This is a genomic window from Trinickia camelliae, assembly GCF_053525655.1.
Window position 1 is genome coordinate 59,362 of sequence record NZ_JBCHAA010000011.1, and the last position, 22,924, is coordinate 82,285.

General features: G+C 60.8%; 15 protein-coding genes. 2 read left to right on the top strand and 13 right to left on the bottom strand.

What is annotated here, in order from left to right:
• Nucleotides 1-193: 193 nt before the first annotated feature.
• From AAHK20_RS18905 to AAHK20_RS18940, 8 genes are all read right to left on the bottom strand, one after another.
• On the bottom strand, nt 194-1,237 hold the full coding sequence (locus AAHK20_RS18905; RefSeq protein ID WP_449183035.1) for an alcohol dehydrogenase catalytic domain-containing protein: 1,044 nt from the start codon (nt 1,235-1,237) through the stop codon (nt 194-196).
• A gap of 2 nt (nt 1,238-1,239) precedes the next feature.
• Nucleotides 1,240-2,103 (bottom strand): 4Fe-4S dicluster domain-containing protein, encoded by an 864-nt coding sequence (locus AAHK20_RS18910; protein ID WP_449183036.1) that lies wholly within the window; start codon nt 2,101-2,103, stop codon nt 1,240-1,242.
• Nucleotides 2,104-2,113: 10 nt separating this feature from the next.
• On the bottom strand, nt 2,114-5,092 hold the full coding sequence (locus tag AAHK20_RS18915; protein WP_449183037.1) for a molybdopterin-dependent oxidoreductase: 2,979 nt from the start codon (nt 5,090-5,092) through the stop codon (nt 2,114-2,116).
• A 155-nt stretch (nt 5,093-5,247) separates the two neighbouring features.
• Nucleotides 5,248-5,988 carry an OmpW/AlkL family protein gene (locus AAHK20_RS18920; RefSeq protein WP_449183038.1) on the bottom strand — a complete coding sequence of 247 codons (741 nt, stop codon included), beginning with the start codon at nt 5,986-5,988 and terminating at the stop codon, nt 5,248-5,250.
• Between the two features lie 446 nt (nt 5,989-6,434).
• Nucleotides 6,435-8,411, bottom strand: coding sequence for an acyl-CoA synthetase (locus tag AAHK20_RS18925; protein ID WP_449183039.1), 1,977 nt, complete (start codon nt 8,409-8,411; stop codon nt 6,435-6,437).
• Nucleotides 8,408-9,364: a fumarylacetoacetate hydrolase family protein gene (locus AAHK20_RS18930; RefSeq protein WP_449183040.1), complete on the bottom strand. Its 957-nt coding sequence runs from the start codon at nt 9,362-9,364 to the stop codon at nt 8,408-8,410. The genes AAHK20_RS18925 and AAHK20_RS18930 overlap by 4 nt, the downstream gene beginning before the upstream one ends.
• A gap of 37 nt (nt 9,365-9,401) precedes the next feature.
• Nucleotides 9,402-10,472, bottom strand: a complete 1,071-nt coding sequence (locus AAHK20_RS18935) for a VOC family protein (RefSeq protein ID WP_449183041.1) — start codon at nt 10,470-10,472, stop codon at nt 9,402-9,404.
• A gap of 12 nt (nt 10,473-10,484) precedes the next feature.
• On the bottom strand, nt 10,485-12,107 hold the full coding sequence (locus tag AAHK20_RS18940; RefSeq protein ID WP_449183194.1) for a bifunctional 3-(3-hydroxy-phenyl)propionate/3-hydroxycinnamic acid hydroxylase: 1,623 nt from the start codon (nt 12,105-12,107) through the stop codon (nt 10,485-10,487).
• A 206-nt stretch (nt 12,108-12,313) separates the two neighbouring features.
• On the opposite strand from AAHK20_RS18940, the gene AAHK20_RS18945 reads away from it, so the two are divergent.
• On the top strand, nt 12,314-13,069 hold the full coding sequence (locus AAHK20_RS18945; RefSeq protein ID WP_449183042.1) for a TetR/AcrR family transcriptional regulator: 756 nt from the start codon (nt 12,314-12,316) through the stop codon (nt 13,067-13,069).
• Nucleotides 13,070-13,215: 146 nt separating this feature from the next.
• Here AAHK20_RS18945 and AAHK20_RS18950 read toward each other — a convergent pair whose 3' ends face one another.
• The 4 genes from AAHK20_RS18950 to AAHK20_RS18965 all read right to left on the bottom strand — a co-directional run bounded on the left by AAHK20_RS18950 (nt 13,216) and on the right by AAHK20_RS18965 (nt 19,554).
• A complete protein-coding gene (locus AAHK20_RS18950; RefSeq protein ID WP_449183043.1) occupies nt 13,216-13,464 on the bottom strand; it encodes a hypothetical protein in 249 nt (82 codons plus the stop codon).
• A gap of 278 nt (nt 13,465-13,742) precedes the next feature.
• Nucleotides 13,743-15,212, bottom strand: a complete 1,470-nt coding sequence (locus tag AAHK20_RS18955) for an efflux transporter outer membrane subunit (protein WP_449183044.1) — start codon at nt 15,210-15,212, stop codon at nt 13,743-13,745.
• 2 nt (nt 15,213-15,214) lie between these two features.
• Nucleotides 15,215-18,388 (bottom strand): efflux RND transporter permease subunit, encoded by a 3,174-nt coding sequence (locus AAHK20_RS18960; protein ID WP_449183045.1) that lies wholly within the window; start codon nt 18,386-18,388, stop codon nt 15,215-15,217.
• Complete coding sequence (locus AAHK20_RS18965) at nt 18,385-19,554, bottom strand: efflux RND transporter periplasmic adaptor subunit (protein WP_449183046.1); 1,170 nt, start codon at nt 19,552-19,554, stop codon at nt 18,385-18,387. Before AAHK20_RS18965 ends, AAHK20_RS18960 begins: the two co-directional genes overlap by 4 nt.
• Nucleotides 19,555-20,032: 478 nt before the next feature.
• On the opposite strand from AAHK20_RS18965, the gene AAHK20_RS18970 reads away from it, so the two are divergent.
• A complete protein-coding gene (locus AAHK20_RS18970; RefSeq protein ID WP_449183047.1) occupies nt 20,033-20,797 on the top strand; it encodes a TetR/AcrR family transcriptional regulator in 765 nt (254 codons plus the stop codon).
• 407 nt (nt 20,798-21,204) lie between these two features.
• Here AAHK20_RS18970 and AAHK20_RS18975 read toward each other — a convergent pair whose 3' ends face one another.
• The gene (locus AAHK20_RS18975; RefSeq protein ID WP_449183048.1) at nt 21,205-21,963 is read right to left on the bottom strand and encodes a TetR/AcrR family transcriptional regulator; all 759 of its coding nucleotides are present in this window, start codon (nt 21,961-21,963) and stop codon (nt 21,205-21,207) included.
• Nucleotides 21,964-22,924: the final 961 nt, after the last annotated feature.

Sequence of the window (22,924 nt, forward strand, 5' to 3'; positions counted from 1 at the left end):
CGACATCGCCCTCCATCGTGACATCGGGCAGGCCACAATAACGACATTAAACTCAACATTGATATTTATGTCAATATTAAAAGCACGAGAACGTAGCGGGCGACGCCTCTTTCGGACGCGCAGAGGAAATCGAAGTGTGCGATGAGCGAGCTCGTACCGGCTATTCTTGAGCCGCGCAGAGACTCCGCGCTCGTCAACTTGCTGGAGCCTCCATGGGAAGCAAAATCGCGCGCCCTTTCTTGTGTTGGGCGGCGTGTTCGAACGCCAGCTTTGCATCGGAAAATGGCACCGAGACGCCCACGGACAGCGTCAGCGCGCCCTTCGTGAGGAATTGGTGCAGCATGTCGAGGGCGTTTCCATCCGGTTGGAAGATGATCCAGCGGTATTGTGCGCCCTTCGCTTCGGCCAGCGATTGCATACACCGCCAGTCCTGGCGCGAGCGCCAAGCCCCCAATAGAAGACCGCAGCGGTCGATGTTGCTGAGGAGCGGATGAACGGTTGTGGCGTATCCCAGGGCTCCCTGCCGGAGCCGGCTGAGAAGGGTTGCCTCATCCTCCCAGGCGCCGAAATTCAGGCAGGCGTCGAAATAATCGGGCAGTTCGTCCAGGCGGCCGCGGGTCCTGTCCCATACGCTGGTCGCGCCGAGATTCCGGCAGAGGTCGATGTTTGCCTTGCTGCAGATGGCGGTGACTGAAGCTCCCCACGCCCCAAGGACCTGAAGCGCCAACTGGCCGAGACCACCCGATGCACCGTGCACCAGCACGTTCCGCCCTTTTGTATTGCCTTCATTGATGCCAGCGCCGCGTAGCGCCAACCAGAGCGTGGTAAACGTATAGGGAAAAGCGGCCAATTCGTTGGAAGCGAGCCCGCCGACCGTCGGCCGCACTAGGCGAGCGTTCACCGTCAGGTGCGTGGCATGCGCACCGCCCTTCTTACCTGTGGGCACCAACCCCATGACCCGGTCGCCCGGTAGCCACGGGCTGACACCGGCGCCCACTGAAACGATCTCTCCGGCAAAATCGTTGCCGAGGGACAGAGGATACTTTCCTGCCCCCTTGAGGCTCAGGAGACGCCGGCCGTACCCCTTGGCGCGCTTGACGTCGATGGGATTGACCGATGTCGCCTCGACCCGGACCAGAACCTCGCCCTTTCCCGGTCGTGGCATCGCGGTTCTTCGTGTCTCCAGTGCGATAGGGTCCGCCGGTCTCAGGCAAAGCAGCTTCGTCGCGGTGCTCATGATCACGCGCCCCCCACGCTGTTTGTCGGCAGGACAAGCCGGATCTCGCCCAGGTAAACGCTTTCGTCCAATTCGCAATTGCGCCAGGCGTTGCCGAGGGAATGACGGATTTCGACTCTATAGGTGCCGCTTTCCTTGACAAGGCCGCCGAACCGGAAATCGCCGAAGCCGTCCGAGACGGTTTCGGCCACCTTCTGATTGCCGACGTATAGCGCAACGACCGCATCCGTGACGCACTCGACCGCATCTCCCATCCGCGCGCTGACGCTTCCGCCGATGAAGCAGGTTTCCCAGCGCTCGAGGCCGCTGTACCACACGCGTGGCTTCGTGCCCAGGTTGGGACGCAATACCTTGAGTCCCTCGCGCCGAGCCTTCTCGGCCATCGCCGCGTCATCGAGCTTGACCGTCTCGAAAACGTCGGTGGGACAGGACTGCTGGCAACGCGGCTGGCGCCACCCCTGATCGAGCAGGTGGGCATCGAAGATCCAGGTCTGCGGCAGTTGCAGTTCTTCATTCCAGACGATCGCTTTGTACGGGCACGACTTCACGATGTCCTTCCTTCCCCGCGCCTTCTCGGGATCGATAATGACGATGCCGTCGGCTCGCTTGCGAATGGCGCTACCGCCCACACGCATGCACGGCGCTTCGTCACAATGGTTGCACATGACCGGCAGATACGTGGTCTCGACCATATGCGAGTCGCCCTGAACACGGCGCACGATGCGCACGGGACTGTCGGCGTTAGCCGCGGCGGGCGCGGCATAACCGGGGAAGTCGTTGCCGACGTGCTCGTCCCGCGCGGCAATGACACAGTTCTGGCAGTTCTCGCAACGCCCGACTTTGATAACCAGATTCCACTTGCTCATTCCATGTTCCTCACGCTGCGCGACCGAGCATGAACGCCTCGGCGCCTCGCCACTTTTCGACCTGCACCAGGCAGGAATTCGGGCTCATGCTGCTGGTGCCGGCGGTTTGAGGCCGGTCGGGTGTGAGCACGTTCATGCAACCGCCAATCTCGACGTGCTCGCCGTCGATTTCGATTAGCTGATATTCAGCGCTCGCCTCGTACGACTTGACCACTCCCGCGCTAACCAGCGGCGAGACGTCGGCCGCGCAGATCACGGCTCCACGGTCGTTGTGCACTTTGACGAGGTCGCGATGGGCAATGCCTCGAATGGCGGCGTCAGCCGGACTGAGCCTCAGTAGCCAGAAGCGGTGCCCGCTTATCAGGGCGCGGTGGTCCTCGACGCTGTTGACCGACGAATTCTTGCCGTCACAATGGGTATGGAAGCTGTAGCGGCTGTGCGTGGCGATCAATTGCAGCGGATAGCGCCGGGCCAGGTCCGAGCGCAGGCCCTCCCAGGATGGGATATATCGGTTGAGCGGTGGCCGGTCGGGATTGTCCGCAGTGTGCCTCTTCAGTAACTCCGGCACGAACTCGATCTTGCCGCTCGGCGTCTGCAAGCCCACACCGAACTTTTCGGCGAACTGCGACGGCAGCGGATGCGGTTCTTGCAAGTCCTTTCGCTGGCCCTCCGCGAACCAACGCATGTCCACGGGATGGCGCAACTCCGGCTTTTCGGGCGGCACGACGAAATAGCCCTTGCGGCAGAACTCGCGCCATGAAATGTGATCGGGCAGATCCGAGGAGTCGAACACCCGCTTGACCCAGTCCAGCTCACCGCATCCTTCGGTGAACACCCCGCCCAAGTCCAGCCGCGTCAGGATGGCAGTGAAAATATCGTAATCGGAGCGGGACTCGCCCAAAGGCTCGATGCACTTGTGCTGCAGCGTCAGCATCCGATGATTCACTGTGCCAAACCCATGGTGGGCGTAGCCACCAGAATTCGCCCATTCGCCGATATCCCAGCGCTCCAGCGGAGTGCACGCCGGTAGGATGATGTCGGCGAACTGAGCCTCGCCCTCCATCCAGATCGACTGGTTGACGACGAACTCGATGCTCGTGTGCCGATAGGCGTCGGCCCAGCGTCCGGAATTGGTCACGGTGCTGAAGGCGGACCCTCCGTAGCGATAAATCATATGGATCGGCGAATACCCGGGCATGGGGTAGCTGAACGGCGCAAACTGGGCTTCCTGGGACATCCCGTCCCAGAGGTAGCCGGTGGCGTGCCCGTTGAGGATGGCATCGGGCAATTGCTGCCGCGGCACCATCTGCTTGACCGGATTCATGGTCAAGATGTGCGGCATGCGCTGATAGTTGTTCACCGCGTTGGCGGTCCAGGCAAGGTCGCCGGAAATGCCGCCGTCCGCGTAGCCGGGAAAGTAGAAATGGAGATCGTGGGGAGCACCGACCTCGAGGCAGCCGAAATTGACTCCCGGCTTGCCCCAGCCTTGCATGGCCATCATCATGATCATGCAGCGCGCCCATTGCGCTCCGGTCGCCCCGCGGCCCGCGCCACCGAATCCGGCGCCGGTCATCCCGACGGCCAAATGGACCTTCTTATTTCCCCATAGGCGCGCAAGCGCACGAACGTCCTTGGCGGGCACGCCGGTCTCGCTTTCCTGCCACTCGGGAGTCTTGGGAATACTGTCGGATTCACCGAGAAGATACGCCCTCCACTCATCGAATCCTGTCGTGCGGGTGGCAACATAAGCCTTGTCGTACAGACCCTCCACCGCCCATACGTACATGATGGCGGTCGCCAAGGCGGCGTCGGTTTGCGGTCGGATCGGGATCCAGCGCCCGCCCAGCAACTGGGCGGTAGGGTTGCAGTGTGGGTCGATATGAACGAACTCAATGCCGAGTTCCTTGGCCCACAAACGTCGCGGCGTACCCTCAAATCCCGCATAGGCCCCATTGGTGCTCTCGGGGTCGCAGGACCAGAAGACGATCATGTCGGCTTCCTTGAGGCCATCCTCGACGCCGCCATAGCCGGAGGGAACGCCGATGCGCATCGAGTTGCCGAAATGATGCATGGCGCCCCAGTACCAACCTTCCCAGCTGTCTGGATTCGCGGCGACGCGAGTGAAGCCAATCAGGTTAGCAAAGCGCGTCAGCGCGCTGAGGTAGTAGCCGACGTTGCCCCACTGGTGGTGGGACGACATTGGGAATGTGATCGAACCGGGACCGTGAACGCGCTTCTGTCGGTTAATCTCCTTGGCAACGATGTCCAGAGCCTCATCCCAGCTGATAGGCACGTAGCCGGACTTGCCTCGGTTCTGGGGATTGCGTTCACCGTCGGGGTCGAAGTCGACCCGCTTCATGGGATGAAGGATTCGCTTGTCAGAGTAAACCAGCGACTTGAGAGTCAAGGCGTGAGGCGCGACCAATCCACGCCGTGGCGGACTGAAGCGGCGTCCGCGCGCCTCGATCACCCAACTTGGCGGATCCGTATTGTCCAGTTCGATGGGGGTCACGCGGACGATGCGGCCATCCTTGACGTAGACGAAGAGCGGTCCGCCATTGGTACAGGTGGTGTAGCGGCGGGTGCCGTCACGCATGGGCGTGCCCATCGGCAGACCGACGGTCTTCATCATGCCCAGAGTTTGCATGAGCCAAACCAACAACTCGTCCTCGCCGTCGGTCACCACCTTGAAGTTCTTGGCGGCGTGGATGATTTCGCCCTGGTCCGGATTGGGCGAAAGAAACTTCAGGGCGGTAGCGACATCCTTAAAGGCCATGCGCACGTCGGGCCGCGAACGCCTGCCGGCGCGTGACCGAATGCGGCCGTTCTTGAACTCGATGACGCGGCCGACGCTTTCATCCATGAGCCCAATCCAGGCGACGAGATCGCGCTCCTTCAGGCGATCACGATAGGCGGGGAAGCGGCGTGCCGTCAGGCCAAGGACCTTTGGCAAGGCAAAGAGAATGGTCTTCAGGACCTGTCGTTTCATCGTTCGATCCAAAATGAAGCTTTGGTGCGTAGTCGGTGGTATCAGGGAATAACCGACCGTTTCTCCCGAGGTGGTGAGCAGCTCGGGAGAACGCGGGTTTTGCGGGGCTGCGGGTAAGAGTCCAGGGAAGGTCGGCTCGCTTTGGAGCAGCGCGGCTAGAACGTATAGCCAACGTTCAAGAAGACGCTAAGGGGATTGAGTCGAAGCGTCGATTTGGACACGATCTGCGTTCCCATTGCGGTCTGCCCGTATAGCGTAAGGTTTGTCTTCACCGGAATGTAGTTAAGAGAGGCACCGACAGACCAGTGTTTTGTAATCGCGTAATTTGCCCCAAGTTCGAATACCGGATTCCACGATGAACTGAGCGTCGCGTGTGCGGAACCGCCGGGACCAAAACTATCGGTAATAAACTGGCTGTTGGTCGCCCGGACCTGTGTGAACCACGTGTAGTTCACACCTAGTCCGATGAATGGACGGAAATTCGACTCGGCCGAAAACAGGTGGTATCGAAGGTCGAGGGCGGGCGGCATCGGCGTCGTTGAGCCGAGGGTGCCGTACTTCTGGAGCGTCCCATTGCCAACCAGATTTACTTTGAGTGGGAGTCCATAAAGCAGCGCGACACCGATGTTATCCGTGACGTAGTACTCCGTGGTAATCCCTATCGTATCCGTGGAGGTCGCGTGCGCCCCGCTACCGACCAGTTGTTGATTCACCGGCACGCCGCCAACACTTTCCACCGTCAGCGGCGTTGCATCTCCCTGCGGCGCGACGTGGAGCCAACCTACTGATAGCGTCGCGCTTCCGGCCGACTGAGCATTCGCATTACCGGTAAATGCAGCCACGCAGATGGAAGCCACCACGGCAGCAAAGCTGACCGTTCTCCTATAGTTCCTCATGTGTCTCGTCCTGTCTCTTGGTGTGAAAATTTTGTAAATCAGCGGGATGCCGTTCGAACCGGGCACTCACTCGTGCTCAGCGATTTGTAGTGGGTACCGCATGCCTCAAAGGCCCTGAACTCTAGTAAGCGTGCATCGCCAAGTGTTCTGCCTCGCCCGAGACCAGGCATCACGCGCCGTCGCGGTGTCGAGAGAAAAAGAAACAATCGGGCTCGTCGGCATCGAAATCTCAATACGTACATAGCCCCCTATCCGCACATGCACGACCGAATCGGGCAACCCCAATCGGCCTTGAACGAGCTGGCCCGAGCCATTTTTCGATCAGCAAACGCGAGGACCTTGTTAATGCAACACCCACTTCCTCTCGTTTAAATAAATTTGCACTACTAACTCTATAAAGTTACATTTTGAATGCCGAGCAAGGACGCATAGGCGGTGATTAACCTTTAATCTAGGGGTGCAACGGAATGCGCCGAGTTGATGGAAATCGAAAATGCAAACGGAAATCGGCCGAGCACCGACGTCGCTAGTGCTACGAGCGCCGGATCGGAAAATTCGACATGGAGTGCAATTCCACGCGACGTGTCTTCAGTGACACTCACGGTTGCCCCCTCGACACCGGCCTCCGAGAGTGCCGAGCGTAGTGCGTCCACCGTTTCGCGCCGCTTCAGTTCCAGCTTGAAAATTTTGCCTACCCCGGTAAGCGGCATCACGTCGAGGATTTTGATCTGCTTAGGCAGCGCTGCCCGCTCGCCAATCTCGCGTCGCACATATTCGATGAGTTCATCTACAGTCGTGGTTGCACCCGGCTTGAGTTGGACATAGGCAATCGGCAACTCGCCGGCATGTGCATCGGGACGCCCAACCGCCGCAGCAATCTGGACGGCGGGATGGCGATGAAGCGGTTCCTCTATTGCAGCGGGATCGATGTTGTGACCGCCTCGAATGATCAAGTCCTTCCTGCGGCCAGTCAGCCAGAAATACCCTTCAGCATCGCAACGCCCGAGGTCGCCGGTATTAAGCCAGCGCCTACCATCGCCAAGGTCCAGCCAGAGGCCCCTGTTCTGCTCTTGCACGATATATCCGAGAAAGACGTTCCGGCCGGAAATAACAAGCAGACCGACCTCATCGATCTCGCAATTCCGTACATATCGTCCGTCGGCGTCTACGATGATGGCTTTCATCTCCTGGCCAGGGATGCGAAGCCCAATCGATCCGAGCCTTCGCTCCCCCAACGGCGGATTGGCGCTGCTCACGCAGGTCCCCTCGGTCAGGCCATAGCCCTCGAGAATCCGGATCCGCGTCGTTTCCTGAAAGGACCGGAAAACTTCGACCGGCATGGGAGCCGCACCGCACAGTCCATACTCCAGCGATCTCACATCGCGCTCGCCGACAGGAATATCGAGTAACCCCGCATAAAGCGTCGGGACACCGCTAAAGAAATTGATGCGGTAGTGCTCAACGATTTCCCAGAAATGTTTGACAAGGCCATCGCCTCGATAGCCTTGTGGCGTGCCGAGCACAACATGCGCGCCTTTGGAGAAAGGCAACAGACCCGTCGCCATCACGGCATTCACGTGAAAGAGTGGGAGTCCGCAGAAAAGCGTCTTTCCTGGCCCGATGCTTTCGCCGAAGAATTGACCCGTGCTCCAGGCATTGGCCACCTCATTGCCGTGGCAGCGCATCGCGATTTTCGGCAACCCGGTCGTCCCGCCTGTACAGAAGTACGACGACACATCGTCGGCGAAGAAGTGCCGCTCACTACGGAGTGCTGTCCCCGACTCCTGCGCAATGGCAGTGCCGAAGTCGTGAATCTCGATGTGCGCTGGAACCGCGCTGCGCATCCCCCCCTTTCCGTGCAGCCTCAAGCACTCGCTACGTTGCAGCATCCGCGCTGCGAACCGTTCTGCCCCCGGTACGCGTTCGGCCAGATTCACGAGCACCACATGTTGCAAAGACGTGATCTTGTCGATGACCGCGTGCACCTTTTGCCAAATATCCGTGCCCGGAAACGGCGCGAGCGTCACCAGCACACTGGCACCCGATGCGTTGAGCAACTCCGCAATCGCCTCGCCTTCGAGCAAAGGATTAATCGCACAGACGATGCCTGCCGCTTCCCCTCCCCAGATCACGAAATGCGTTTCTGGAAGATTGGGAAGAACATAGGCAACTACGGAATCCCGGCGTACACCAAGGCGCGTGAACATGTTCGCGGTACGCGTAATATCACGTACCAGTTCGCCGTAGGTCCAACACTCGGCATCCCGATGAGCGTCCGCGGTCAGAAAAAACGAGAGCGCAGGCGCCGACGGATCGATAGCCGCGGCGCGACGGATCATCTCGTATGTGCTGATCGGGAGGTCAGCCGGCAGCCCTTGCGCTTCGATCGCAAGAACGTCTTTCCGGGTCGCGATGCCTTTCATGCGGCCTCGTCTACGACAAGGTTGTGCTGAACACCGAGATTGATCGACCCGTCGAGGCTCGTGATACGCGCCTCCACGAGGTCACCCGCCCGCAGATACTGCGGCCTTTGCGCCTGCAGCTCTATGAAGAGCCTCCATTTTTCCGCTTCAGGCAACTGTGCCGCCGCGCGCATCTTTTCCGGCGACGGAATGCTCAGTGCGCAACCGGCGGGCGTGCCCGTTGCGAGCAAATCCCCGGTGTGAAGATCGTGCACGCTGGAAAGCTCCGTCAAGGTCTCCGCCGGACCGTAGACCAGATTGGCCGTCGAGTCCTTCTGGCGAACCTCGTCATTGACCGTCAAGGTGAGGTCGAGCGCCTTGAGCTTCGGGATATCCTGCTGCTCGAGCAGGCACAGGTAAGGGCCGACCGGCCCGAATGTGCGATAGCTCTTGCCCTTGTAGAACTGCATCTGGGGAATCTGGATGTCGCGAGCGGAGTAATCGTTAACGATCACCAGGCCGGCGATGTACTCGTGCAAGTCCTCGTCCGTGATGGTCCGTCCGGACGTGATGTCGCGCTTGAGCACAAGGCCCAGTTCGATCTCGTAGTCGAGGAACTTCACATGCTTGGGCTTCACGAGCGGCGAGTCGGCGGAGACGATGCAACTTGTCGCCTTCGTGAAGATCATGTTGAACTTCTTCGCATCCGGGTCCATGCCCGACTCGATCATGTGCTGCCTGTAGTTCGCACCTTGGCAAATGAATTGCTGATTGACGGTGACGGGCGACAGCCACTCCACCTCGGATTCCGGAATCGTTGGACCGCTGAGCAAGCTCAGCCTTTCGACCGGATTGGCTTCAATAAAATCGGCGGTCGTCTTGAAGTCGCCTGGGATCGGCGTAATGACACCCTTGCTGACCACACCCCATTGGGCGCGGCCTTGGTGCTTGTAATGCAGAACGTGCAGTGGCATATGTGCGTCTCTCGTGTGTCAGGAAATCGGTTGGCCTTCAGGCAAAAATCTTGGCCAGGGTCAAAAGCTTTCTTACCGTCAAGTCAGGGCTACGGCGCAGGTTGCGAAGCAGCGCCATCAAGCTGGACGGCGTGAACTTTGGCTTCGTAAAGGTGCGTGGCATCGTCGGCCCCCATTGAGCCATTGCTTCGCGGCTCACGTCGTGCGTGCCCGTCGGCTTGTCGGCCGTGAACAGGTCGCCGTCGCAGTAGTGCTCGTGTTTGTCGCCCCACGGGTCCTGCCAGTAATCGAAGACCTGGCTGCCAAGGATGTGCCGCCCGATTCCCCAAGCGTGCGTCCACCCTTTCTCGCGCAGAACGCGGTTCCCCATGCCCAGCGCATCGGCGTCTACCAATTCATAGGCGCTGTGGCTATAAGTCGGTACGAACCCTTGGGCCAGTGCGAGCGTGTGGTGATCGGCGGGCCGGTCGCCACGATCGAGCCGCATGAATGCAACGGCCGGCGAGCCGTCTGGAAGCACCTGCACATCGCTCGGGATGAACCCGAAATGCTGCGTGTACCATGCGCAAGTCTCCTGAAAGTCCGCCAATTCCAGTACGACATGTCCCAGCTTGATGACCTCCGGCGCACCTGTGGGTGGCCGCTGCGTCCCGTTGATGCGGACCGCCGCATCAACGGAGTTGAATCGCAACGGCGGACGATGCGGCAAGAACACGGCAGGCGTCTGCCCCGCTATGGCGTCGACGCGAAAGCCGGAGGGATCGGTGAGTCGCACGTAGTAGCCGCCGCCCGGCCAAGGGGAAGGTTCCACCCCCGAAGCGCCAGAGATCTTTGCAAGCGCGTCCAGATCGGCTTTGCTGTCGAGCTGCAGTCCGAAACCGACGAACCGCGCCTTTGGCGCCTTGCGGACCACGTAACAGAAATGCGCGGCGCCTGTGCCCCGCAAAAGTAGTTGCGATTCATCCCATGAGACAGGTTGGAGTCCGAAGTCAGCGAGAAACTGCTCGGCTTTCTCGAGGTCCGGACGATCGAATATCAGGTAGGCCAGCGCCGACGCTTTGGTCGTGGGATTCGGATGACGGGCCGGCTGTACATTGGTCATTTTCATGGCGAGAAGAGGTCAGGCGATTCGAAGAGCGGTTTCGACTGCGGGCGTCGCCACGCTCACTGGGGTACCCAGCAACGCGAGACTCTCCCGCACGATTCGGGAAACATCAGTCGCCGGTCCGTCGTGAACAATTGTCCTGTCGGGCCGGACGACTGCAGCCCATCCGACTGGCACGAGACCGGGAATGAATACGCCGTCGAGGTCCTCCCAGCTTTCCTGTCTAGCCGGGTGCAGCCGCTGTCCCCGATGGGCGATATGGACGACTGTGCCGCCAGCGCGAGCAAAGGCTGCCGCCGTGGCGGAGTCGAGCGACGCTCTCAAGTCGCGGCCGAAGCCAATCAGCGCAAGTCCTTGCCCGAGCGCCTCGTCGCTCAGGCACGTGCTGCCGTCGGGCGCTCTCACCCAGCCCTGCGGTAAGACAGCGCCGCGAACGAGCCGCGTGGCCGAGCGCCCTTTGACGAAGAGTCCGCGGCGGAATGCGTTCCTCGGCTTGATTTCCAGCTCCTCGAACTGCGCGCGCAACCGCGGCACCATCCGCGACAGACGCATCAACCCGTGAGTGATGAACGCGATGGCGGCATTGCGCGGCATCACGAGCTTTCCCATGAACTTCGCAAGGTCGATCATCGCCTTCGCATGAGGGCGCCGTTCCTCGTCGTAGGTTTCGAGAATCCGCGGCCCCGCGCGTCCCTGAATGACCCAGGCCAGCTTCCAGCAGAGATTGGCCGCATCCCGCAGTCCGGCGACCAACCCTTGTCCCACGAACGGGGGCGTGATGTGGGCAGCGTCGCCAGCCAGAAACACGCGGCCCTTGCTGAATGCATCGACGGTCCTGGCGTGAAAACGGTAGACGGCCTTGCGCTCGATGATCATGCCGTCGACGTCGCCCCATGGCGCGAGCAGCTCTCGGACGCGGGCGTCGGATTCCATTTCCTCGCGACGCTCGCCAGGGCGCAGCATGAACTCCCAGCGCTCCCGCCCGCCGGGCGCCACCATGTGGGGAATCGGCCGGCGATGATCGCAAATGAACTCGATATGATCGATGGGCCTCGGGACGTTGCGGGCATCGACGATGAGCCAGTCCTCAGCGAAGGTCTTGCCCTTGAATTCCTGCCCGATGAGCTGGCGAACGAGCGAGCTCGCACCGTCGGCACCGACAAGATAACGAGCCCGGACGGTATGAGTGCGCCCTCGCCCGACGTCCAGCGTGGCGAGCACGTGGTCGCGTTCCTCGGTGAAGGCGAGTAGTTCGGAGCCGAGGGCGATATACGCGCAGTCATAGGTTTGTAGCCGCTCGCGCAGACACCGCTCGAGGTCGGGCTGATAGAACGTGACGAGCTTCGGATGGCCGTCCAGACTGCCAAGCGAATTCACCTTGCCGAACTGACCCAGGGTGGGCGACCACATGCGAACGTACGGTATGGCAACGGTATCGAAATCGCGCTCCGCTATGCCGGCAAGTTGCAGGATACGTAACGCTTCGTTGTCGAGCGCGATTGCGCGGGGCGCCATGAAAATCCCGGTGGCCTTGTCGACCACCATGACACGCACGCCGTGACGCGCCAGCAGCACGGCTATCACGGCCCCTACCGGGCCGTATCCGACCACGAGGACGTCCACCGCCGACGGCAGCACACCCGTCCCTGACTGAACGGGCTCATTTAGCTCGACCGGCTCAACTCCGGTTTGTGTTCCTGTCTCCACTCTGACTCCGTTCATCGCTTTGTTTATTCGTCCGGTCTCAATCGGCCGTGTTTTGTGACATTAGAGTCATAGCTGATGATTTTGTCAATATAGACAATCGAATCTATACTTAGGAAAAACCAGAGACCGGAACCGTCATGCCGAGCACCCCGAATCGCCAGACAAAAAAGCGCCCCATTCCGCAGGCGCCTGTCCCCCCCGCCGTGGAGGCCGATGAGCGCGAGCCGCGCGGCGCGCGCCGCAAGCGTGAGACGCGTGCCCGTCTCCTCGACGCCGCACTTCGACTGATGGCCGTAAAAGGCATGGAAGGCGTAGCCATCAACGAAATCACCGAAGCCGCCGACGTCGGCTTCGGTTCCTTCTACAATCACTTCGAATCCAAGGAGGCGATCTATTCCACGCTCGTCGATTCCGTGTTCGAGGAGTTCGCCGACTGGCTCGACCGCCTTACCGGCGACCTGGCGGACCCGGCCGAAGTCATCGCCGTCTCCACGCGTCACACCTTGATGCGTGCCCGGCGCGAGCCGGTGTGGGGACAGTTCCTGATACGGGAAGGGTTTTCGGTGCGAATGATGAGCCGCGGCCTGGGTCAGCGGCTACTGCGGGATATCGAACGGGGCATCGCCGCGAAACGTTTCGTCGTCGCCGACCCCTTCATTGCCTTCCTTTCGGTCGGTGGCATGGTGCTTGCCGCGATCGCCGCCGAGTTGCACTTCGTCGCCCCTGGCGCGCCGGCGGCAGACGCCCTGAAGAAATTCAGCTTCAGCGGAGAGCATTTCGCCGAGCGTGCTGCCGCAGGCCTCCTGCAAACGCTCGGGCTCAAGCGAGCCGAGGCCGAAAAGGTCGCCCACCGCCGCCTTCCGGTCGTCGAGTCGGAAGTCAATGTGGAGTGATGCGAGAAGCGCGGTTTGCGACTAACGCATGCTCGTGAAAGCGCAACCGAGTCTCGCGCCGACGATCTCGGTTCAACAGCGGCCTATCGCATGGATGTCGCCATTCAACTGGCGATCTAGTTCGTCAATTGTGTCTGCGTGGAAGATCAGCAGTTTGCGCAGGACTGCTGACGCGTCTCGATAAGTCGAAGTGTCGCCGGATAAAACGGCCACGCATGCAGCAGATAGATAAGTGGTGTGAGCTCGCGGCGCTCACACCACCGGTCGAAAAGCGCGATGCAGAGTTCATCGATTTGCCGGTGCAAATCGAAATCGACCTCAACACTGCTGGTGACTGTTTTGGCCTGAACGCAGGTTAGGTTGGTTGCCGTTTCGCGGCAGCGGGTTCTCTCCATTCTTTCTTCGATCCGTTACGACTTCAGGGAGCGATGAGCCCATTCAAACGAGGAGGCTTGCGAAACAGGAGGTCGCACTCGTGGCAGGCAATCAGATTCTCATGTTCCATACTGGAAAGCGACAATACAAATGGTGTTAGTACGGCTTGCGAGCGTCGCGCCCTACAATCCCTCGGCGCTGCATTCAACGAACGCGGGCGGAGCCATGTCCGAACGACGCACGACATGAAGAGCGACCCACCTCACATGAGCCGCTCCGCCTCCTCACGCTGATGGACTCATTCTCTGGATGCCGTTTGTGGGTCAGCGACCTTGCTCGGCAATTCGCCCATGGCCTGGAACAGCGCTGCGGTATCGCTCATGCGCCGGCTCGCCGCGCGAACCGCATTAAGCTGGGCATCCAGGTATTGCTGCGCGCTCACGTGTTCTGCCGTTAATGGCAAGGACCCCATGCGGCGACGCAACGCCGTATCGTCGAATGCCACACGCGCCGCGTCCGACGCCATTTGGGCAGACGCGAAGGTTTGCGCGTCGTTATCCAGCGCCGCGAGCGTATCGGCGACGTTCTCGAACGCCGACAGCACCGTCGACTTGTATTGCAGGACCGCCGCATCGTAGTTGTCGATCGCCGCCCGGCGTTGCGCGAATAACGCTCCGCCATGGAAGATCGGCTGTGAGAGGCCCGCGCCGAGCGCCCACAGTCCGCCGGCCCCTGAAAGCAACATAGGCCAGCTAAAGCCGCCACGACCCATTGAAGCCGTCAGCGACAAGCTCGGGAAGAGTTGTGCCGTCGCCTCCCCAGCGTCGGCTGCCGCGGCCTTCACGGCGGCGTCGGCGGCCTGAATGTCAGGACGCGAACGCAGCAGATCAGATGGCACGGCGATAGGCACATGATCGGGCAACGACAGACTGTCGATGTCGGGGACGGTCGGGGTGTTATCGGGCGTACGGCCCATCAGCACCGCCAGCCCATGGATCGCCGCGGCGCGCTGCTGGCGCAAGGCGGGAAGACTCGCCGCGATCGACGCCGCGTTTTGCGTCGAGGCAAGCGCCTGCGCGCGCGAAACCGATCCGAGCGTATAGCGTTGCTGATCGTCGCGGGCTTGCTCATTCGCCACGGCAACGAGCCGTTCGGTAAGCGCGACCTGACGGTCGAGCGAAGCCACGTCAATCGCCGAGCCGACAATATTGGCGGCGAGCGCGCGGCGTGCCGCTTCGAGCTCATATGCCTGCACGTTCACGCGTGCGGCGCTTGCCGCGTTTGCGTAGCGCGTCGCGCCGAACAGGTCGAAGGTGTAATGCGCCTGGATCTGCCCGACGAACACGTTGTAGCGCACGCTGTCCGTTCCGGTCGGCGTGACGACAGGGTTGCGCTCGCGCGCGACCACTGCCTGTCCGTCGACGGAAGGCAGCGTCGAGGCGCCGATTTGCGCGCGAAGGTCCTCCTGTGCCGCGGCGAGGTGTTTCTGCGCAGCTGCAAGTGTCGGGCTGTTGCGCAAGCCCTCCTCGACGAGCGCGTCCAGAGAGTCGGAGCAGTAAAGGCGCCACCACTGTGGCACCAGCGCAGCTCCGACGTCGAACTGCTGCGCAACACCGCCCGCAGTGACGGTTTTAGACGGCTGCGCCTCGGCGCCATAGTGCGCGGGCGACGGCATCGCTGGCGCCGCACCACTGGGCCCGAACGCGCAGGCAGTCAATGCAAGCGTCGCGGCCACGGCGACGACAGATGTCTTACAGGCAAGGTTCATGATCAAATCTCCGTATGCTCAGCGACGACCTGTTGCAGCCGGGGCTCGCCGGGGCGGACTCTGAAGCACGTTGCATAGAGGGCCGGCAGGAAGAACAAGGTCAGCACAGTGGCAATCGTGATGCCGCCCATCAGCGCCGTCGCCATCGGCCCGAAGAAGCCGGACCGCAGCAGCGGAACCAGAGCGAGCACAGCGGCGGCGGCGGTCAGCATGATTGGCCTGAAGCGCCTCACAGTTGCACCGACGATCGCCTCGAAGCGCGATTGGCCCGCAGCGATGTCCTGATCGATCTGGTCAACCAGAATCACTGAGTTGCGCATGATGATGCCGAACATCGCTATCACCCCTAGCAGGGCAACGAAGCCGAAGGGCTTGTTGAACAGAAGCAGCGCGGGTACCACGCCAATCAGTCCGAGCGGAGCGGTCAGTACGACGATGAACGTCCGCGAAAAACTTTGTAGCTGAATCATGAGCAGCGTCACCACGGCGATGATCATGATCGGCATCTCCGCGTTGATCGACGTCTGACCTTTCTCGCTTTCCTCGACCGAGCCGCCGATGTCGATGTGGTAGCCGACCGGTAACTTGGCGCGTACCGCAGCGAGCGAGTGATCGATGTCGCGCGCCACATCGATGCCTTGTGCGCTGCCCCGAACGTCGGCTTGCACGGTGATCGTCGGCTGGCGGTCGCGCTCCCAGATCACGCCGTATTCGAGCGTGTCCCGGATGTGTCCGAGCGAGCCCAGCGGTACCGGTCCGTTCGGCGTCGGAATCGCGATGCTCGTTAGCTTCGCGGGATCGACGCGCTCACTCTTCGGCGAACGCAAATCGACGTTGATCAACTTGTCGCGCTCGCGGTATTGGGTAACCGTGTAGCCCGAGAGCGTCATGGCCAGGAAGTTCGATACGTCTTGTGACGTTACGCCGAGCTGACGCGCCCTGTCCTGGTCGATCTCGAACGAGACCGAACGCTCCGCCGGCTCGTCCCAGTCTAATTGCACGTTGCGCGTGCGAGCATCGGCGCGCGCCGTTTCGGCGACCTTATCTGCGATGCTACGCACGGTTGCAATGTCATCACCGCTCACACGGAACTTGATCGGAAAGCCCACGGGCGGACCGTTCTCGAGCCGCGCCACACGCGTGCGCACACCGGGAAATTGCTTCTCGAGCGCGCCATCAAGCAAGTGCAAGAGCTTCTCGCGGGTTTCGAGGTCTTTGGCCGTGATCACGAACTGCGCGAAGTTGGGCTGCTGAAGCTGCTGATCGAGCGGCAAGTAAAAGCGGGGCGCGCCGGTACCGACGAAATCGACGAAGTGATCGATCTCCGGGCGACCGTCGAGCGAAGTTTCAAGGCGCTTCGCCTCACGCAGCGTCGCCTCGAACGAGGCGCCCTCCGGCAACCGCATGTCGACAATCAACTCCGGCCGTTCCGAGTTCGGAAAGAACTGCTGCGGAACGCGCGTGAAGGCCGCCATCGCGATTGCGAATAGCACGGCTGTGACGCCTAGTACGGCCAAGCGGCGCTCGAGACACCACGTGATCCAGACCGACAGGCGACGGTAAAAGCCTGTGTCGTAGACATCGTGCTCGTGATGGTGTCCCGCGCTACCGTCCCGCTTTTGCTCGGGCAGCAGGTGATAACCGAGCACCGGCACCAGCACCACGGCTGCGAACCACGAAACGATCAGCGAAATTGCTGACACTTCGAAGATCGACCGCGTGTACTCGCCCGTGCTCGATTTGGCGAGCGCGATGGGCAGGAACCCCGACACCGTGACGAGCGTGCCGGTCAGCATCGGGAACGCAGTGCTCGTATAGGCGAAGGCGGCCGAGCGCATACGACTGTAACCCTGCTCGAGCTTCACGGCCATCATCTCAACGGCGATGATGGCATCGTCGACGAGAAGCCCCAGCGCCAGCACGAGCGTGCCGAGCGAGACTTTGTCCAGCCCGATACCGAACAGATGCATAGCGAGTGCCGTCACGGCCAGCACGATCGGAATTGTGATGACGACGACAAGCCCAGTGCGCAGACCGAGCGAAACAAGGCTCACGACAAGCACAATGGCTACCGCTTCGGCAACCGCCTCAACGAAATCGTCGACCGAATGCTTGACGGTGTGCGGCATGCTGGAGACTTGCATCAGCTTGAGCCCTGCCGGCAACTGTGCTTGCAGTTCGGCACTCTTGGCGTCAAGCGCTTTGCCGAGGCGAACCACGTCGCCGCCCTTTTGCATCGTGACGCCAATGCCCAGCACCGCTTGACCGTTGGCGCGCATCTGGGTGACGGGCGGATCGTCATAGCCGCGCGTGATCTTCGCGATGTCGCCGAGCCGGAACGTGCGCTTGTTGACCGTAATCAGAACGTCGGCGAGTGCCTGAACGTCCTTGAACTCGCCGCTCGGTCGCACGAACACTCGGTCGTCCGCCGTCGTAATCGTGCCGACCGGCGCAACTGCGTTTTGCGCATCGATGGCCTGAGCAAGTTGCTGTGGCGTGATCGAGAGCCTCGTCAGCTGCGTATTCGATACTTCTACAAAAATGTGCTGGTCCGGATCGCCGAAGTAATCGACCTTGGCAACGCCGGGCACGCGCAGCAGTACCGTACGCAACTGATCGGCGTAGTCGTGCATTTGCGCGGGCGTAAAGCCATCGCCCTCCAGTGCGTAGATGTTGGTATAGACGTCGCCGAACTCGTCGTTGTAGAACGGCCCGACCGTCCCCGGCGGCAACGTCGCCTTGATGTCGCCGACCTTCTTACGCACCTGGTACCAGGTTTCGGGAACGTCCTTGACGGGCGCCGTGTCTTTCATCGCAAAGAAGATCATCGACTCGCCTGGACGCGAGTAGCTCTTGATGTTGTCGACGTACGGCGCAGCCTGCAACTGGCGGCCGATGCGGTCAGTGATCTGCTCCTGCACTTCGCGAGCGGTCGCGCCGGGCCAATAGGTTTGAATCACCATCGTCCGGAACGTGAACGGCGGGTCTTCGGACTGCGCAAGATGGGTGTAACCGATGACACCAAAGAGTGTCATGAGCCCGATCAAATAAATTACGAGATGCTGATGGCGCAACGCCCACTCTGACAGATTGAAACGGCCTTCGCTCTTCTCTTCGGCGTCCGGCGAAGTGAGGGGTGCACCGTCGCGCAATTTTTCTCGGTCGACGCTGCTCATGATGCGAGATCCTCGGGATGCAGGGGGGGCATTACTTGCACATGTTGGCCAGCGCTGACCGCGTGCACGCCTTGCACCACAACGCGCTCGCCGTTGTGCAAGCCCGAGGAGATCGAGACAGTGCGCTCATCGTATCGCTGGACGGTGACGGGGCGCAGCTCGAGTGTGTCGCCGCCCGAGCGCACCACCCAGACGGCGGGGTCCTCTCCGCGGTGAAAGAGCGCTGTCGCCGGCACCGTGTACGGATCACTCGCCGGCGCATCGCCGACGGCGTCGAACGTGACGTTCGCCGTCATGCCGAGGCGCACTTGCGGGCTCGGCGCAACGAGCGTGAGCTTCACGCGCCAAGTTCGACTTTCTGGGTCGGCCGCGCCCGATACCTCACGCACGCTCGCCTCGAAGGTCTTGCCGGGCAGCGCGGGCAGGCTCACGCGCGCGGTGCTGCCGACAGTCAGCGAGTTCAGCGTCCCTTCCGGTGCGTCGCAGACGATATCCACGTCACCGGTCCAGTCGAGGTGATAGACGGCCTGAGTGGCCTGTACGTTCTGGTCCGTGTCGGCATCTTCCGACGCGATTACGCCGTCATGATCCGCCGTAAGCGTTGCATAGCGCAGATGGTCCGTGGCAAGCGCCATTTGGGCAAGCGCTGAATCGCGCTGCGCGAGGGCGGACGCATACGCGTTCTGTGACTGTTCCAGCTGAGCAGTGGCGATCAGGTTGGCCTTTGCCTGGGCCGTATCGCGATCGAGTTGCTGCTTCGCGTAGACCAGATTGTGCTCGGCTGCATCGAGCTGGGCGCGAGCGGTGGTCAGGTTGATGCGCAGATCGGTCTCGTCGAGCAAGGCGACGACCTGGCCTGCCTTCACGGTATCGCCAATTCTGACGCGTCGCTCAATTATCTTGCCGCCTACGCGGAACGAAAGGGGCGTGGAATACCGCGCCTGTACCTGAGCCGGCAACGACGCATTCGGCGCGACGCCATCGGGATGAACCACGAGCGCGACGACGGGCTTGGGTTCCGGCGCGACGATTTCGCGCTGGTGACACGCCGCAAGGAGAATTGCGCCACAAGCCACGATAATGATCCGCATCCGCTGTGGCGGCCGCGCGATGGAAGACAAGAATTGGCGCGCGGGATTAGGCGCGCTTAGACCAGAAAGTTTCACGATGTTCCCAATGCAGGTGGTGGTCCAGAAATAGGTTCGCGACGCTTCCGCAAGGCTCGGTGTTACCGAGCACAGCTCGCACTTCGCGTAAACGCACAAGATTCTATTTTCCGTAGTAATCCTACGTTTTTATTTCATTAAGACATTTGGCAATCTTTCAGACTTCGTCGTCGCATGCTTTACCGCACGTCACCGCGTCCTCGCTGCCGCGCCGAAATGCGGCGTTGGCGAGGTACAGCAACGACATTCGATCCACTGGCCGCCTACGCTCACCGCTATCGGACTAACGTGCTTCGGCTCGCAAAGGTCGAGTTGACTTCACTGAGCAGCACCCCGCCACGGCGGCAGCACTGCAAAACACCCCTCGGACTAGTCGACTCCTACCAGTCTGATACGGTGACATTAGACCCATAACTGATATTCTTGTCAACAATGAGATTTCATTTCAGAATTGAAGTATGATGAAACAGGACCTGACATGAAAGAGTTGCCAAACCGCCGCACGACGCGGCAGCGCGTCACGAAAGTGCCTTGCGCATCCACCGAGGCGGCCGAAGTGACTGAAGCGCGCCAGCCGCGCGGCGCGCGTCGCAAGCGGGAGACGCGCGCCCGCCTGCTTGACGCCACGCTGAGGCTGGTGGCTGACAAGGGTATGGACTGCGTGACTATTAATGACATCACCGAAACCGCCGACGTCGGCTCCGGCTCGTTCTACAACCACTTCGAATCGAAGGAAGCGATCTTCGCAGCAGTCTTCGAATGGGTGTTCGACGAGTTCGCTGACGCGCTCGATCGCCTCGCCAGCGGCTTGTCGGACCCAGCTGAAGTCATCGCCGTGTCCGTGCGTCACACCCTGATGCGCGCGCGGCGAGAACCGGTGTGGGGACAACTGTTGATACGTGAAGGGTTTTCGGCACGAATTCTCAACTGGGGCCTCGGTCCTCGGCTGCTGCGAGATAGCAAACGAGGCATCGCCGCAGGACGCTTCGTCGTCGCTGACCCCTTCCTGTGCCTTATCTCCGCCACTGGCATCATTCTCGCCGGCATCGCGGTTGAGCTGCACTTTGCCACTTCAATTGTGGCAGCGGCGCGTGGGCAAACGGAGCCCGACTGGGGCGGGGAGAAATTCGCGGAGCGCACCGCTGCATTTGTACTGCAGGCGCTTGGTCTTAAAGGTGAAGAGGCGGAAAAAATTGCTGGGCTTCCGTTGCCATTGAGCAACTCGGAAGTCAAAACCGGTTGAGGGATCCCCGCCGGCAATAGCGATATCAAGGCCACGCACATCCGCGCCAGTTGAGCCTGCATGGAAGAAATCGGTGGGGCTTGCCCACCGCCGATGGGAGCATGAGTTGCATCGACGTACGGGCGCCTAGATGAGCCCTGGCGTTCCAAACCAGATCACGACCACCTCTCTCTTGCCCGTATTTGTTCAGCGGTGCCGCCCCGCCGACTGATAGTGAGACGGATCACCAGCACTCAGCGTGAGTCTTTTCTGCTCATGTTCCAATTGCAGTTCTCCATCGATCACGTACAGAAATTCTTTGCTCGCGTGAGCTCTAGTTTCGGCACGTGACTGCCCTTCCGGCGTGGCGCCGCTGCGCCCACGACTCACGGTCTGCTGAATCATCATCGAAGCCGCCCCGGCCGCGCTCAGCTTGGTTCGACTTTCAGTTCCGTACCTGGCAAGGCGCGCGTTGCGATGTCCTCTGCCTCCGCACGCGGCAGGCCTAGTACCTGCAAGAGGCCTGCAGCGGTGCGCTCTGCGAAATGTTCGCCGCTGAAGCCGAGTTCCTGCAGCACTCCGGCCGCCGACGCGCCCGGTCCGACGAAGTGCAGTTCGGCGGCGATTGCCGCCAGCACCGTGCCCCCAATCGCAAGGAAGCCGATGTAGGGATCGGCGAGTACGAAGCGCTTGGCGGCAATACCGCGTTGGACGTCCCGCAGCAGGCGCTGCCCCAGGCCACGGCTGAGAACGTGCGCGGAAAACCCTTCACGTATTAGGAGCCGCCCCCATACCGACTCGCGCCGGGTACGCATCAAGGTGTGACGCACGGAGACCGCGATGACTTCGGCCGGGTCGGACAAACCGTCGGCGAGGCGGTCGAGCATATCGGCGAAGTCCTCGAATACGCGGTCGATGAGCGCGGAATAGATCGCCTCCTTCGATTCGAAATGATTGTAGAAGGAGCCGAAACCGACGTCGGCAGCCTCGGTGATTTCATTGACAGCTACGCCTTCCATTCCTTTTTCGGCCATCAGTATCAACGCAGCGTCGAGCAGGCGGGTACGCGTCTCTCGCTTGCGGCGCGCGCCGCGCGGCTCGCGCTCTTCGACAGCTGGTTCGGAAATGGTGGTGGCCTCTGGGATGGAGCGCTTCGGTGTCCGGCGGCTCTCGGTATTGTTCGACATGACAGCTCCGATCTGTGTTTATTCCCCAGTATAGATTACAAGATCGTAAATGATCATTTAGTCATTTGTAGATACTCGATCACAAAACAGCGCTGTCTGACTGGGGTCGGCCAACTGTGCCAAGTGCCATCTGGTCCGCCCCAGTGTTCGGAAAGATTGCACGCATGTCTGGTTTAGCTCTTGGTGCACATCGCGTGCGTTAGCGGTACGCGCTCGAGAATACGGCCCCATTGCCCCCGTCTTGCAGGTTCCACGCTCACCGCGCTTCGTTTCACAGGTAACCAGCAGCGGTTATACTTCATCCGTCGTCGTCATTCTTGACACTTTAATCAGTGTAGAGTTTAATATCAATTCTATGATCGATTGAAGCCGGGTGGTCATCGCGTACTTGCCGTCGCGAAGTAGTACCGACAGCACAAGAACGAGGACTTCAAATGTCGATAAAACTGCGCGGAACGTGTCGGGCCGAGCAACGGTCCGGATTCAGCTCAGGAGACAGAAGTGGAAGGAGACGTACGTAGCTTGCGTTCGCTCGTCGATAAGTGGGGTGGTTACGCACCCGGAACGCCAATTCGCCTGACCCGCTCACGCGGTTTTCAATCATCAGCGGTGCGCTGCATTTGCCTCGCGGCGACCGCGCGAGACCGCAAGGTGACAATCTTCTTTTTTCGTCACGACGACGGCTCATGGAGCGTCGTTCCCCCTACCGCCAAGCGCCCGACATTGAGCCGCTGCTGACAACCCTCAAGCAATAAACCAACCCGCGTTGAGCGCAGGAGCCGCCGTCCTACTCGGACGCGGCTCTGCCTTTAATTCCGGCGGTACGGAGTAAAAGCGCGGATTCCTGCAGCTAGCCACTCCGTGACCGTTGCAAAACAAGGTTCGTACCTTTTACGTATGGACTGCCGTCCGTCAATTTGCCCGATATCGACCGGTTTGGTTGGATAGCCCCCGGTTCCCA

Excerpts from the sequence above, each read along its gene's own strand:
- AAHK20_RS18905 (WP_449183035.1), bottom strand. The coding sequence starts at position 1,237 with ATGAGCACCGCGACGAAGCTGCTTTGCCTGAGACCGGCGGACCCTATC.
- AAHK20_RS18910 (WP_449183036.1), bottom strand. The coding sequence starts at position 2,103 with ATGAGCAAGTGGAATCTGGTTATCAAAGTCGGGCGTTGCGAGAACTGC.
- AAHK20_RS18915 (WP_449183037.1), bottom strand. The coding sequence starts at position 5,092 with ATGAAACGACAGGTCCTGAAGACCATTCTCTTTGCCTTGCCAAAGGTC.
- AAHK20_RS18920 (WP_449183038.1), bottom strand. The coding sequence starts at position 5,988 with ATGAGGAACTATAGGAGAACGGTCAGCTTTGCTGCCGTGGTGGCTTCC.
- AAHK20_RS18925 (WP_449183039.1), bottom strand. The coding sequence starts at position 8,411 with ATGAAAGGCATCGCGACCCGGAAAGACGTTCTTGCGATCGAAGCGCAA.
- AAHK20_RS18930 (WP_449183040.1), bottom strand. The coding sequence starts at position 9,364 with ATGCCACTGCACGTTCTGCATTACAAGCACCAAGGCCGCGCCCAATGG.
- AAHK20_RS18935 (WP_449183041.1), bottom strand. The coding sequence starts at position 10,472 with ATGAAAATGACCAATGTACAGCCGGCCCGTCATCCGAATCCCACGACC.
- AAHK20_RS18945 (WP_449183042.1), top strand. The coding sequence starts at position 12,314 with ATGCCGAGCACCCCGAATCGCCAGACAAAAAAGCGCCCCATTCCGCAG.
- AAHK20_RS18950 (WP_449183043.1), bottom strand. The coding sequence starts at position 13,464 with ATGGAGAGAACCCGCTGCCGCGAAACGGCAACCAACCTAACCTGCGTT.
- AAHK20_RS18955 (WP_449183044.1), bottom strand. The coding sequence starts at position 15,212 with ATGAACCTTGCCTGTAAGACATCTGTCGTCGCCGTGGCCGCGACGCTT.
- AAHK20_RS18960 (WP_449183045.1), bottom strand. The coding sequence starts at position 18,388 with ATGAGCAGCGTCGACCGAGAAAAATTGCGCGACGGTGCACCCCTCACT.
- AAHK20_RS18970 (WP_449183047.1), top strand. The coding sequence starts at position 20,033 with ATGAAAGAGTTGCCAAACCGCCGCACGACGCGGCAGCGCGTCACGAAA.
- AAHK20_RS18975 (WP_449183048.1), bottom strand. The coding sequence starts at position 21,963 with ATGTCGAACAATACCGAGAGCCGCCGGACACCGAAGCGCTCCATCCCA.